Consider the following 12,976-nt stretch of genomic DNA (forward strand, 5'->3'; position numbering starts at 1 on the left):
CATTTATTTTGCGTTTTTCCAGACACCACGCGTGTCGACAAGCAATTGCCTGCCGCCAAGCTCGGGCTTCAAGTTTTTGAACTCTGCATGATCGACAAGCAGGACGAGGACGTGAGCCTCCGCAATCGCATCATCCAGTGCGGACAATGTTGCTCTTCCCGCTGCAAGCTCATCGGGTAACGTTTGAAGGTTCGGTTCCACGATCGCGATTTTTCCGCGATGGCAATTCGCGAGCGCCTGCGCAACTTCAAGGGCCGGGCTTTCGCGCAAATCGTCGATATCCGCCTTGTATGTGATACCGAGGCAAGCAACACAAATTTCCTCGGCCGGGACACCCGAACGGGACAGCACTTCGACAGCCTCACCGACCTTGCGAATAACCCAGTCCGGCTTCGCGTCGTTGACACTGCGTGCAGCACGGATAAGCGTCGCGTCCTGCGGTGCGCCGTCCACGATGAACCACGGGTCGACCGCAATGCAGTGCCCCCCCACCCCGCACCCCGGTTGCAAGATATTGACGCGGGGATGCCGGTTTGCCAGCTTGATCAGTTCCCAAACGTCGATACCTTGCTTGTCGCAAATCATCGACAGTTCATTCGCAAAGGCGATATTGACGTCACGGAAACTGTTTTCGGCGAGCTTGCACATTTCAGCAGTGCGAACATCCGTGACAATGCAGTCGCCTTGTACCACTAAGCTGTAAAGCGCAATCGCCGCCTTGGAGCAACTCGCGGTCATCCCGCCGATCACACGGTCGTTAACGACCAGTTCATGCACGATGCGGCCAGGTAAGACGCGCTCGGGACAGTGAGCGATCCGAATATCGGATGCTTCTCCAGTCTGTTGCGGAAAAGTAAGATCCGGGCGGATTTCTGCCAACCAGTTCGCCAGCAATTCGGTCGCACCGACCGACGATGTCGATTCGAGAATGACCAAGTTGCCCTTGGCCAGCACGGGCGCAATCGATTTGGCCGCAGCCTTGATGTAGCTCAAATCCGGCCTTCGGTCTGCCGTCAGCGGCGTCGGCACGGCAATGATGAACGCATCGGCAGGCTCGACGTGAGTCGTCGCGCGCAGGTAACCGGCACCCACCGCGGCGTGAACCAGAATGTCGAGTTCTGGTTCGACAATATGGATATTCCCTCGGTTAATGGTATCGACGACATGCGAAGACACATCGACGCCAATAACCCGAATCTTGCGCGACGCGAATAACGTAGCAGTCGGCAGGCCTATGTAGCCGAGGCCAATTATGGAAATCGTATTCAACATGCGTTCACCAAAATATCGCGGATGCGCTGGGCAGCATTGCCATCGCCGTAGGGGTTGGCCGCCCGGGCCATGGCGGCATATCCAATCGGATCGTCGAGAAGTCTGCACGCCTCCGAAACTATTGCCGCTTGGCTAGTGCCGACGATCCGCACCGTGCCGGCGGCCACCGCTTCCGGACGCTCCGTCGTCTCACGTGTCACAAGCACCGGCTTGCCCAAGGCCGGCGCCTCCTCCTGAATTCCACCCGAATCCGAAATCAGCAGCGTGGCTCTGTCCATCAGGTAAACAAAGGGCAGATAGTCCTGCGGCCCCATCAGATACACGCCCGGAACGTCGCCGAGAAGGCGATATACGGACTGTCGGACCCGAGGATTGAGATGGACCGGAAAGACGATTTCCACGTCGCCACGCCGGACAATTTCCCGCAATGCGTAGCACACGGAGTCGAGGCCACCGTCCAAATTCTCTCTGCGATGTCCGGTGACAAGAATCAAACGCTTCTTCGGATCGAGAAAACCGAAACGCGAATCAAGCTCGCTGCGCTGTGCAGTGTCGTCACGCATCTTTGCTGCCGTGGCCAGAAGGGCATCGATAACTGTATTTCCGGTTATGTGGATACTCGATTCAGCAATGCCTTCCCGCAGCAGATTGTCACGAGCGCTGGATGTCGGCGCGAAATGGTATTTGGCCAGAACGCTCGTCAACCTGCGATTTGCCTCCTCCGGCCAAGGAGCTAGCATGTCACCGGTCCGCAGACCGGCCTCGACGTGCCCGACTTCGATCTGTCGATAGTGTGCGGACAGAGCGGCGGCAAGCGTGGTCGACGTGTCTCCCTGCACCAGAACCAGATCCGGCCGAGCCTCACTCAATACGATGTCGAGGCCAGCCAGCGCTCTGCTCGTCATCCCGGTCAGCGTTTGATCCGGTGCCATGACGTCAAGATCGTAGTCGGGACAGATGCCGAAAAAATCGAGCATGGAGTCGAGCATCTGACGATGCTGTGCCGTTACGCAGACTTTCGTCTCGATCTCAGGTTCATTCCTCAGTACACCGACCAATGGTGCCATTTTTATCGCTTCTGGCCGGGTTCCAAGGATAATCAAGGCCCTCATTGAATCCCCCGAAACTCAATCTACGTGATCACGAATGATGCTTTCCAACAATTTCAAAACCCCAATCAAGGAGGTAGCAAGCAGCAGAGTCAGAAATGCGTTATAGAGTCGCTTCGGCTGCAATGGATAACTCGGTCTCGTTGGTGCTTGCAGGATTGAAACCATCTTGAGCGTGCGGGCTGCGTCCATCCGCCCTTTCTCAAGCGCCGAAAGCGCAGTTTTGTACAAGTCCTGTGCAAAACTCACCTGCATCTGTAGGCGCTGGAACTCCTCTACGGTGTAGTTGAGCGTCCCTTTCGACGGTGACGCCAATTCAGCCCGCTTTTGCGCGATCTGCTTTTGAAGCGCGTTGAGGTTGTTCCGGAGCATCACCACGGTGGGCTGATCCGGGCTCAACGTTGGAGGCAATGAAGCAATTTGCGTCTGCACATCAACTTTTTGCGCTTCGAGCTTGTCAATCAGCGCATTCTGGCTCTCGGCCGTTGCCTGTGGAGCCATTAACCCCTTGCGGTTCTGAAAATCGATCAGCGTATGCGTCGCATCTAGAAGACCGCCATGCGCCAGCGTCACCTGCCGCTCGAGGAAGCGCACCTGTGACAAAGCCAATTCATGATCAATCTGATTCATGTGTGCTTCACCTTCGCGAACCATGAAATTGACGATTTCCTGCGCAGTCTTCGAATCATAGGCTTGTGCCTGGATGCGCAGTACACCGCTGTAGTCGTCGTACTCGACATCGATACGCGACAGCCAGTAGCGATAGAACCACTCCATCGGTGCGTTCTTGAACCACATCCGCGAAATAGGATCTCGATGTCCATCGCTGAAATGAGAGCGCAAATCCAAAGCGGCATCCAACTTCTTAAGAACATCTTCCGACAGAAGATATTCGCGCAACAGCAACTGATCACCGCGATTGGGACCACCAGCACCGGGAACGAGCGTTGATACATCGACACTCGGACTGCTGATCTGATCGGTGGATCGGATGATCACATTCGCATCCGATACAAATCGATCGGAAGCGATGAACAGCCAATACACGGTGGCGAGAACCGCATAAATCAAGATCACCTTGATAATCAGCCGAAATACTTCCATCGAGAAAAGCGTCGACTTCCCTCTTCCATATACCGCAGCCAGCTTGGCACCAATGCGCCCACTTCTGCTCACTGTTAGTTCTTTCATACCAAGATAGCGTCCTTATAAGCCCTCAATGCCTCATCAAGTTCGTCGAACCAATATGCCTTACCGCCATTGATCCAGATACCGGACTGGCAAAACTGTTTTAGCGTACCTTCGTCATGGGACACCATGATCACGCTAGCCCGATCAACCTTATTCTTGAAAGCATCAGCGGCTTTTTTTCTAAATCTAGCATCGCCCGCAGCCGTCACTTCGTCTGAAATATATACATCGAACTCGAAAGCAATCGACAGCGCAAACTGGAGACGCGACCGCATCCCAGACGAATACGTCTGCACGGGCTCATCAAATGAATCACCCAGTTCGGTGAAGTCCTGAATAAACGAGAGTCGATCCTTCAATTCTTCTTCACGACCGTACACCCTGCAAACGAACTTCGCATTCTGACGCCCGGTCAGCGTCCCTTCCAAACCCCCTCCACCTACTGGCCAGGATACGCGACAGCGTCGCTCAACTCGTCCCTTTGTCGGGTAATCAACGTTCCCAATAATACGCAGCAGCGTCGACTTGCCCGCACCGTTCACACCGATCAGGGCAATATTCCGTTTCGGCGGGATCGTCATACTAATACCCTGCAGCACCCACTTGCCGGCTCCGTGCTCTGTCAGATATCGCTTATGAACATCTTCGATAATGATCATTTCATCACCAGCTTTTTTGCAAATCGCCGATAGAGCATCAGACCCACAAGCATAAATATAATCCCGCCTTCATATAGATAGGCAAGACTCACTTCGGGGAGCGTATGATATGAGGACAAAAATCCGAGCCGCAGCAACTCAACGCCATGCACAACCGGATTAATTAGCAATATTTCACGATACGGCGTTGGTACCAGCGCAATCGGAAACATCGCCCCGGAGATATAAAACAATGGCAAAAAAAGTATTTTGAAAACGTGGTCGAGCTCCGGCACGAATTTCATCGCAACCGAAGTAATCAAACCAAAGCCTAGCGCAAACAGCCACAGTCCAAAAATACTGGCTATCATCAGCAACGGATCTGCCGGCAGAAAAACCGGATTCAGCATACCCGGCGTGATCATCCGACCCGCAGCGACAGCGATGAAGAAGATGACGATTGAAATCGGAATCATCAAAAACAACTCGAGAACAGCCCGCATGAACGCCGCATCGAATGGCTTGACCTGCCGGTATACGAAGAAGGCCTTATTGCAGTCGATCCCATGCAATACCTGAACCCAAGTACGCCGCCAAAGCAGAAATCCAATGAAGCCGGCGATGATCCACATGGTTATCTCGATTCCGCCAATCTGGTGAATGTGGAACGTGATATATCCAAAGGCGTGGATCGCAATATAGAACACGGGCTCGATCAGCAGCCAGAGCCAAGCCGCCCGTGCTTCAAAGAGGCGATCCAACGCCTCGCGCAGAAACATCGCGCGCCAGACCGAAACCGTAATCTCCATCGGAGTACGCACGTTTCCGTCCATGGCGCGTTACTCCAGTTCCCGGTTAATGGTAGCCGCCGGGCTGGCGACCATCACAACGAGCGTAAGGAACTTCTTGAACTCAACCTCGGGCGAGTTCGAGACGTAAATCACGTCATGATTCTGAATCGGGAAGTTCTGTGTCACGAAGAACGCTGCTGGATCCCGCAGGTTGATCTCGTAGACCACCGGCACGGTGCCGTTGATGGCCCTGACCGCCTTGTCCTGCGCATCGACCAGCTTCGCGTCTTCGAACCGGAACACGAACACGCCGCGCGCGTCGGCGCGGTTGTCGTTGAGGCCACCCGAACGCGCGAGCGCCTGGGCCAGCGAAATGCCTTGTGCTTCGAAAGGAATCTCGTCGTTCTTGCCCGTTGCGCCTAACACCGAAAAGCTCTGCGACTGGAAGAGTGCCGTCACGACATCGCCCGGCTTGAGCACGACGTTCTGGTGCGGATCACGAATGACCGAATCGAGCGGCATCGTCGCGGTGACACTGCCTCGCGAAAGCTGCACGGCCATGCGGTTGACCGACTGCTTCACGCCGCCCGCAAATGCCAGCGCATCGAGCAGACGCTCGCCCTTCGGGGTCAGCGGCATCAGCGCGCTCGTGTTGACTTCGCCCACGACCGTGATGTTCGACGCATTGTTCTTGGTGACGCTGACGAGAACCTGCGGCAGGTTCGCCTTGCCCTTGAGATGGCCGACGATGCTCGACTCGATCTGCTCCGTCGTGCGCCCTTTGACCGGGATCCGCCCCGCGAACGGGATGGTGATCGTGCCGTCCGAGGCCACCATCTGGTTGGGCAGCGTGACGCTGTTGGCCGTGCTCGTCGTCATCGGCTGCGCGGGCGCCAGCGTGCTGAACAGCATCGCCGGCGGCGCCTCCCAGATCGTCACTTCGATGACGTCGCCCGGGCCGATCAGGTAGTTGTTGGTAACCGCACTCGGAAAGATGTTCGCGAATTGGCCCAGCTTCTTGCTGTCGGCAAGTTTCCGCGCCAACGTATCGTTGACGTCCACCAGTTGGATGCCTTCGATCCGTCCGCCGGTTTCCGGCACTTCCTGCACTTTCTGGCGCGACGCACCGGAAGCAGGTATCCAGTCCGGATAGGTTGCACACCCCGAAAGCGCCACAGCGGCAAGAACGGAAATTGCCAATACACTCTTTTTCATGGATCTTGAGGCCAAGACTTTTTACTATTGATTTGCAAGCGTCATTTCCCGGGCGTTCAATCAACGCATCCCCCGAACACCCGAACGCTCATTCCTCAGCCGATTGACTCGATCAGGCCACCGGCGTCTCAAAAATTCTTCACTTAAATTTGCACTCTTTCGGACATTGACGACCGAAAAAGCAACAAATCCCCCCTCTGTGACAACAGAAGAAATGGTTACTGCACGTCGAATCCCGCCACGGATACCTGGCCAGTTAGCGAACGAACGTCGGAAAACCACGGAAAATAACCAACACGACGGCACACCTGCAAAGCACGTCCGGCATTGGCAGCCGGCCGATTGCGCCTGTTATCAGGGGTGTTCGACCGTCTCATGCAATCGAACTGCCCGCTCAGGTTCTTGCGACTTACAGCGCAGGGTCTCCCGACGCCGGCATTATCGCATGGAAGTCGGACACACCCGAAATCACTCTGTAAGTTACAGAATCAGTCCGCATCACGATCGACCGGTAATAAGCGGTAATTAATACGGACTGCATACCCGATTTAACAATGTTCGTGTCGGTGGCAAACGGCATGCGACACGCGGATTGAAACGTTTTACATGCCGCTGCTCCGGCAGGTGCGGTGGTTGTCTCGGTCATGCAGGTCGGTTATAACCGTGCGACGAAAATCGGCCGCAGGCCATTCTTTAAACCCGCCATGGAGCCCCCATGCCGAACCTGGAATCCACCCAGCAATTCCTGATGACCCGCGGCCTCGACTTCGGCCTCAACCTCCTCGCCGCGATCGTCCTGTGGTTCATCGGCCGCTGGGCGATCCGCCTCGGCACGCGCCTGCTGGGCAAGGTGGTACGCCGCAGCGGCAAGGTCGACCCGACGCTCACCGACTACCTGACCTCCGTAGTCAGCGTGCTGCTGACGATCCTGCTGATCCTTGCGATCCTGCAGATCTTCGGTGTTCAGACCACGTCGTTCGCCGCCCTGCTCGCCGGCCTCGGCCTCGCGATCGGCACGGCGTGGGGCGGCCTGCTCGCGCACTTCGCCGCCGGCGTGTTCATGCAGGTGCTGCGTCCGTTCAAGATCGGCGACGTGATCAGCGCGGGCGGCGTCACGGGCACGGTGAAGGAACTCGGCCTGTTCGGCACGACGATCATCACCGCCGACAACGTCGTGACGATCGTCGGCAACAACAAGATCTTCTCGGACAACATCGCGAACTACAGCGCGACGCCGCATCGCCGCGTGGACCTGACCGCGAAGATCGCGAACGGCGTCGACGCGGCCGATGCGATCAACCGCCTGAAGACGCAGATCCAGTTGATCCCGAACGTGATGAAGGTGCCTGCGCCGGACGTCGGCGTGCTGCAGTTCACGCCGGAAGGCCCGCTGCTGTTCGTGCGTCCGTCGACGCAGCCGGAGAACTACTGGCAGGTGTACTGCGACACCAACCGCGTGATCCTCGAGACGTTCCGCGACGCGCAATACCCGACGCCCGAAACGCCGATCTTCCATCGCACGACCTGAGGAACGGTGTCGCCAAGCGGTTCGCAGGATTCTGACTGAAGCAGCCGGCGTCAAGCAGCCGGATCGGCCGATACCGCACATCGGCAATCGATCGGACCGCACGAACCGCACGGACGAAAAAAAAGCGTGGCAACTGCCACGCTTTTTACTGCGCCGAAGCGAAAACGCGCAGGCTCAGTGGCCGCGCGTGTTCTGCGTACCGCCCGAATGCCGCCCGCGCACCAGCTTCCACAGCGCGCCGAGCGCGACCGGCACGATCGCCGCGCCGATCCCCGCCAGCACGATCACGTTCAGATACTGGCGGATGAACGGAATATTGCCGAAGAAGTAGCCGAGCAGCACCAGCAGCAGCACCCAGAGCAACGCGCCGACCACGTTGAACAGCTGGAAGCGCGCGACGCTCATCGACGACGCGCCGGCGACGAACGGTGCGAACGTGCGCACGACCGGGATGAAGCGCGCCAGCACGATCGTCTTGCCGCCGTGCTTGTCGTAGAACGAGTGGGTCTTCTGCAGCGCCGCGCGATCGAGGAAGCGCTCGAGCACCGGGATATGCGTATTGAACACCTTCGGCCCGACCCAGCGGCCGATCAGGTAGTTCACGGTATTGCCGGCAATCGCCGCGACCAGCAGCAGCACGATCAGCCCGCCGACGTTCATGTCGCCCGTCGCCGCGAACGCGCCGCCGATGAATAGCAGCGAATCGCCCGGCAGGAACGGCAACACGACGAGCCCCGTCTCGCAGAACACGATCAGGAACAGCACCAGATACACCCACGCACCGTACTGCCGGATGAAGTCGCCGAGGAACGCGTCGATATGCAGGACCAGGTTGACGAAATGAAGCAGCGTATCCAAATGCGATTCCTCGAAGGCGAAAGGGCCGGAGTGGCCGAAAAGCGGGAGTGCCCGCCGGACAAGGCGGTGCGCGGAACGCAGTCATCATACCGAAACTACCTTAAGGCTCCGTGAAAAAAACGTAAGCGGCCCCGGCCACGGCATCCGCCGCCGCCTCGCTATAATTCGGCCATGTCCGAAATCACCGAAACGGCCGCAGGCGCCGTGCCCACGCCCGCCGCGCGCCCGCTGCGCGCGATCCAGCCCCTGCCCGACCAGCTGATCAGCCAGATCGCCGCCGGCGAGGTGGTCGAACGCCCGGCGTCGGTCGTCAAGGAGTTGCTCGAGAACGCGATGGACGCCGGCGCGACGACGCTGCGCATCGTGCTCGAGGAAGGCGGGGTCAAGCGCATCTCGATCACCGACGACGGCTGCGGGATTCCGCCCGACGAACTGCCACTCGCGCTTATGCGCCACGCGACGAGCAAGATCCGCTCGCTCGAGGAGCTCGAGGCGGTCGCGACGCTGGGTTTTCGCGGCGAAGCGCTCGCGTCGATCGCGTCGGTCGCCGAGATGTCGATCACGAGCCGCACGGCCGAGGTCGCGCATGCGACGAAGATCGACGCGACCACGGGCGCGCTATCGCCGGCCGCCGGCGCGGTCGGCACGACGATCGAGGTGCGCGAGCTGTACTTCAACACGCCCGCGCGCCGCAAATTCCTGAAAAGCGAGCAGACCGAGTTCGGCCACTGCCTCGAAATGATCCGCCGCGCGGCGCTCGCGCGGCCGGACGTCGCGATCTCGGTGCTGCACAACGGCAAGGCCGTCGAGCACTGGAACGCGACCGAACCCGCACAGCGCGTCGCGAAGATCCTTGGCGACGGCTTCGCGACCGCACACCTGCCGCTCGACGAGCAGGCCGGGCCGCTCGCCGTCTACGGCTGCGCGGGCCTGCCGACCGCGAGCCGCGGCCGCGCCGACCAGCAATACTTCTTCGTCAACGGCCGCTTCGTGCGCGACAAGCTGCTCACGCACGCGGTGCGCGCGGCGTACGAGGATGTCCTCCACGGCGACCGTTACCCGTCGTACGTGCTGTTCCTCGATCTGCCGCCCGAATCCGTCGACGTGAACGTGCACCCGTCGAAGATCGAGGTGCGGTTCCGCGATTCGCGCTCGATCCACCAGTACGTCTTCCACGCGGTGCAGCGCGCGCTCGCGCGCCATGCAGGCGCGTCGCCGGAAACCACCGTGGGCGGCCATGCCGCACAACTCTCACCGGCGCCGAGCGGCCCCGCGTCGTTCCTGAATACGCCGCTCGGCCAGGGCGCGGCCGCCGGCACGGGCGGCAGCGGCTTCTCGTCGCCGTCGTCCTCTTCGTCGTCGGGCAACACGTGGATGCGCCAGGCGCGCATGACGCAGGGCACGCTGCCGGTCGCGCAGCCGCTCGCGCTCTACGACGCGCTGTTCGGCCGCAAGGACACCGGCGCGGGCACGCCGGACGGCACGACGATCGTCGCGCGCGACGCGGCCGATGCAGCGGCTGCGCCGGCCGCGCCGGCCGCGCCGCTGTCGGGCTTCGTCGCGTCGCCGCTCGCCGCCACCGCGCACGACGAGCAGCCGCTCGGCTTCGCGCTCGGCCAGATCCACGGGATCTACGTGCTCGCGCAGAACGCGCACGGCCTCGTGATCGTCGACATGCACGCGGCGCACGAACGGATCCTGTACGAACAGTTCAAGAACGCGCTCGCCGACCGCACGGTCGCCGTGCAGTCGCTGCTGCTGCCGATCTCGATGACGGCGACGCCGGTCGAGATCGGCACGGTCGAGGAAGAACGCGACACGCTCGAATCGCTCGGCTTCGACCTCGCGGTGCTGTCGCCGACGTCGCTCGCGATCCGCGCGGTGCCCGCGCTGCTGAAGGACGCGGACCTGCAGTCGCTCGCGCGCGCGGTGCTCGCCGACCTGCACGCGTTCGGCGGTTCGCGCGTGCTCACCGAACGCCAGCACGAGTTGCTCGGCACGCTTGCGTGTCACCACGCGGTGCGCGCGAACCGGCGCCTGACGCTCGACGAGATGAACGCGCTGCTGCGCCAGATGGAAGCGACCGAACGTGCGGACCAGTGCAATCACGGCCGGCCGACGTGGTATCAGCTCACGCTGAACGATCTCGACCGTCTCTTCATGCGCGGGCAATGAACGCTTCACCGCAGTCCGCTCCGACGACGATCGCCTGCCTGCTCGGCCCCACTGCATCGGGCAAGACGGCCGCGGCGCTGGCGCTCGCCGCGCGCCGTCCGATCGAGATCGTCAGCGTCGATTCGGCGCTCGTCTACCGCGACATGGACATCGGCACCGCGAAACCGACGCGCGACGAGCGCGCGAGCGTGCCGCATCACCTGATCGACATCATCGACCCGGCCGACGCATATTCGGCGGCCGAATTCCGCGCGGACGCGCTGCGCCTGATCGGCGAGATCGCCGCGCGCGGCCGCACGCCGCTGCTCGCGGGCGGCACGATGCTGTACTACAAGGCGCTCACGCAGGGCCTCAACGACCTGCCGACCGCCGATCCCGCCGTGCGCGCGGAGCTCGACGCCGAGGCCGCGCGCGACGGCTGGCCGGCACTCCACGCGCGGCTCGCGCAGGTCGACCCCGCGACGGCCGCGCGGCTCGCACCGAACGATTCGCAGCGGATCCAGCGCGCGCTCGAAGTGTTCCTGCTGAGCGGGCAGCCGATGTCGGTGCTGCTCGCCGCGCCGCGGCGCGCGGACGACGCGGCCGCGGCCTATCGCTTCGTGCCGGTCGCGCTCGAACCGTCGGACCGCGCGGTGCTGCACGCGCGCATCGCGCAACGCTTCGACGCGATGCTCGACGCGGGCTTCATCGACGAAGTCGAACGGCTGCGCCGCCGCGAGGATCTGCATCTCGGCCTGCCGTCGATGCGCTGTGTCGGCTACCGGCAGGCATGGGAATTCCTCGACGGCAACACCGACTACCGGACCATGCGCGACAAAGGCATCTTCGCGACGCGCCAGCTGTGCAAACGGCAGATCACGTGGCTGCGCGCGATGCCGGAGCGGATCGTCGTCGACTGCGTCGCGCCGGATTCGACGGCGCAGGCGCTCGACACGCTCGAACGCGTGCTCGACGGCCGCATCGACGATCAATAACGGGGCAGGATCGCCGCGCATCGATCCTGCTTGCGCGCGATACCCTCGTCTTCGGTCAGCGTCGTTCCTCTTTCGGGCCGCCCGCCAATACGCCAAGCGCCACGCCAGAAAAAAAGCCGCCCGGATCGACTCCGGGCGGCTCTCCTTGCTGCATCCTGCGTGCGCTGCGTCAGACCACGACCGTCTGCGCCTCGCCTTCGCGGCTCGCACGCACGGTGCCGATCTTCCACACCTGTTCGCCGGCGGCCGTCAGGTCGGCGATCGCCGCGTCGGCATCGGCCGCCGAGACGATCACGGCCATCCCGATCCCGCAGTTGAACACCCGGTGCATTTCCGCGTCGGCGACGCCGCCGTGCTCCTGCAGCCACTTGAACAGCGGCGGCAGCGGCCACGCGGTCTGGTCGAGCTCGGCCGTGAGGCCTTCGCGCAGCACGCGCGGAATGTTCTCGACGAGGCCGCCGCCGGTGATGTGGGCCATGCCCTTCACCGACAGCTTCTGCATCAGCGCGAGCAGCGGCTTCACGTAGATGCGCGTCGGCGCCATCAGCGTGTCGGCCAGCGAGCGGCCGTGGAAATCGGCCGACAGGTCGGGGTTCGCGCGCTCGATGATCTTGCGCACGAGCGAGAAGCCGTTCGAGTGGATGCCGCTCGAGGCAAGGCCGAGCACCACGTCGCCTTCGGCGATCGTGCTGCCGTCGATGATCTTGCTCTTCTCGACCGCGCCGACCGCGAAACCGGCCAGGTCGTATTCGCCGTCCGGGTACATGCCCGGCATTTCGGCCGTTTCACCGCCGATCAGCGCGCAGCCCGACAGTTCGCAACCATGCGCGATGCCCTTGACGACGGTCGCGGCCGTGTCGACGTCGAGCTTGCCGCACGCGAAGTAATCGAGGAAGAACAGCGGCTCGGCGCCCTGCACGAGGATGTCGTTCACGCTCATCGCCACCAGATCCTGGCCGACGGTGTCGTGTTTGTTCAGATGAAAGGCCAGCTTGAGCTTGGTGCCCACGCCATCGGTGCCCGACACGAGCACGGGCTCCTGGTACTTCTTCGGCACTTCGAACAGCGCGCCGAACCCGCCGATGCCGCCGAGCACGCCGTCGCGCAGGGTTTTCTTCGCAAAAGGCTTGATCTTGTCGATGAGCGCGTCGCCCGCGTCGATGTCGACGCCTGCGTCGCGGTAGGACAGACCTTGGGCGTCGGGAGCGGATTTCGGAGGATTCAT

The 12,976-nt window shown here is 61.3% G+C and carries 11 protein-coding genes; 3 read left to right on the forward strand and 8 right to left on the reverse strand.

Going from position 1 to position 12,976, the window contains the following annotated elements; genetic code table 11:
* Nucleotides 1-3 precede the first annotated feature (3 nt).
* The 6 genes from wecC to DIE02_RS20905 are packed head-to-tail and all read right to left on the reverse strand — an operon-like array spanning nt 4 to nt 6,216.
* Nucleotides 4-1,272 (reverse strand): UDP-N-acetyl-D-mannosamine dehydrogenase, encoded by a 1,269-nt coding sequence (gene wecC, locus DIE02_RS20880; protein ID WP_044844067.1) that lies wholly within the window; start codon nt 1,270-1,272, stop codon nt 4-6.
* The gene (gene wecB, locus DIE02_RS20885; RefSeq protein ID WP_124529720.1) at nt 1,266-2,384 is read right to left on the reverse strand and encodes a non-hydrolyzing UDP-N-acetylglucosamine 2-epimerase; all 1,119 of its coding nucleotides are present in this window, start codon (nt 2,382-2,384) and stop codon (nt 1,266-1,268) included. Before wecB ends, wecC begins: the two co-directional genes overlap by 7 nt.
* A gap of 15 nt (nt 2,385-2,399) precedes the next feature.
* Nucleotides 2,400-3,572 carry a chain-length determining protein gene (locus tag DIE02_RS20890; RefSeq protein WP_260434487.1) on the reverse strand — a complete coding sequence of 391 codons (1,173 nt, stop codon included), beginning with the start codon at nt 3,570-3,572 and terminating at the stop codon, nt 2,400-2,402.
* A complete protein-coding gene (locus tag DIE02_RS20895; protein ID WP_044844064.1) occupies nt 3,569-4,231 on the reverse strand; it encodes an ABC transporter ATP-binding protein in 663 nt (220 codons plus the stop codon). Before DIE02_RS20895 ends, DIE02_RS20890 begins: the two co-directional genes overlap by 4 nt.
* Nucleotides 4,228-5,043, reverse strand: a complete 816-nt coding sequence (locus tag DIE02_RS20900; RefSeq protein ID WP_044844063.1) for an ABC transporter permease — start codon at nt 5,041-5,043, stop codon at nt 4,228-4,230. The genes DIE02_RS20895 and DIE02_RS20900 overlap by 4 nt, the downstream gene beginning before the upstream one ends.
* Nucleotides 5,044-5,049: 6 nt before the next feature.
* Nucleotides 5,050-6,216 (reverse strand): polysaccharide biosynthesis/export family protein, encoded by a 1,167-nt coding sequence (locus tag DIE02_RS20905; protein WP_044844062.1) that lies wholly within the window; start codon nt 6,214-6,216, stop codon nt 5,050-5,052.
* Between the two features lie 715 nt (nt 6,217-6,931).
* Here DIE02_RS20905 and DIE02_RS20910 point away from each other — a divergent pair.
* Complete coding sequence (locus DIE02_RS20910; protein ID WP_124487949.1) at nt 6,932-7,744, forward strand: mechanosensitive ion channel family protein; 813 nt, start codon at nt 6,932-6,934, stop codon at nt 7,742-7,744.
* A 174-nt stretch (nt 7,745-7,918) separates the two neighbouring features.
* Here DIE02_RS20910 and DIE02_RS20915 read toward each other — a convergent pair whose 3' ends face one another.
* Nucleotides 7,919-8,602, reverse strand: coding sequence for a DedA family protein (locus DIE02_RS20915; RefSeq protein WP_044844060.1), 684 nt, complete (start codon nt 8,600-8,602; stop codon nt 7,919-7,921).
* A gap of 171 nt (nt 8,603-8,773) precedes the next feature.
* Between DIE02_RS20915 and mutL the strand changes: the two genes are divergently transcribed.
* Nucleotides 8,774-10,777 (forward strand): DNA mismatch repair endonuclease MutL, encoded by a 2,004-nt coding sequence (gene mutL, locus DIE02_RS20920; RefSeq protein WP_124529722.1) that lies wholly within the window; start codon nt 8,774-8,776, stop codon nt 10,775-10,777.
* Entirely contained in the window at nt 10,774-11,751 is a 978-nt protein-coding gene (miaA, locus tag DIE02_RS20925; protein ID WP_124529724.1) for a tRNA (adenosine(37)-N6)-dimethylallyltransferase MiaA, read from the forward strand. The genes mutL and miaA overlap by 4 nt, the downstream gene beginning before the upstream one ends.
* A 169-nt stretch (nt 11,752-11,920) precedes the next feature.
* On the opposite strand, the gene purM is transcribed toward miaA, so the two are convergent.
* Nucleotides 11,921-12,976 carry a phosphoribosylformylglycinamidine cyclo-ligase gene (gene purM, locus DIE02_RS20930; protein WP_124487953.1) on the reverse strand — a complete coding sequence of 352 codons (1,056 nt, stop codon included), beginning with the start codon at nt 12,974-12,976 and terminating at the stop codon, nt 11,921-11,923.

It is taken from the genome of Burkholderia sp. Bp8991, from assembly GCF_003853795.1.
Classification (GTDB): Bacteria; Pseudomonadota; Gammaproteobacteria; order Burkholderiales; family Burkholderiaceae; genus Burkholderia.

What these genes read in the sequence shown, in the direction of transcription:
- wecC (WP_044844067.1), bottom strand. Translation starts at nt 1,272, where the DNA reads ATGTTGAATACGATTTCCATAATTGGCCTCGGCTACATAGGCCTGCCG.
- DIE02_RS20890 (WP_260434487.1), bottom strand. Translation starts at nt 3,572, where the DNA reads ATGAAAGAACTAACAGTGAGCAGAAGTGGGCGCATTGGTGCCAAGCTG.
- DIE02_RS20910 (WP_124487949.1), top strand. Translation starts at nt 6,932, where the DNA reads ATGCCGAACCTGGAATCCACCCAGCAATTCCTGATGACCCGCGGCCTC.
- purM (WP_124487953.1), bottom strand. Translation starts at nt 12,976, where the DNA reads ATGAATCCTCCGAAATCCGCTCCCGACGCCCAAGGTCTGTCCTACCGC.
- miaA (WP_124529724.1), top strand. Translation starts at nt 10,774, where the DNA reads ATGAACGCTTCACCGCAGTCCGCTCCGACGACGATCGCCTGCCTGCTC.
- wecB (WP_124529720.1), bottom strand. Translation starts at nt 2,384, where the DNA reads ATGAGGGCCTTGATTATCCTTGGAACCCGGCCAGAAGCGATAAAAATG.
- DIE02_RS20900 (WP_044844063.1), bottom strand. Translation starts at nt 5,043, where the DNA reads ATGGACGGAAACGTGCGTACTCCGATGGAGATTACGGTTTCGGTCTGG.
- DIE02_RS20895 (WP_044844064.1), bottom strand. Translation starts at nt 4,231, where the DNA reads ATGATCATTATCGAAGATGTTCATAAGCGATATCTGACAGAGCACGGA.
- mutL (WP_124529722.1), top strand. Translation starts at nt 8,774, where the DNA reads ATGTCCGAAATCACCGAAACGGCCGCAGGCGCCGTGCCCACGCCCGCC.
- DIE02_RS20905 (WP_044844062.1), bottom strand. Translation starts at nt 6,216, where the DNA reads ATGAAAAAGAGTGTATTGGCAATTTCCGTTCTTGCCGCTGTGGCGCTT.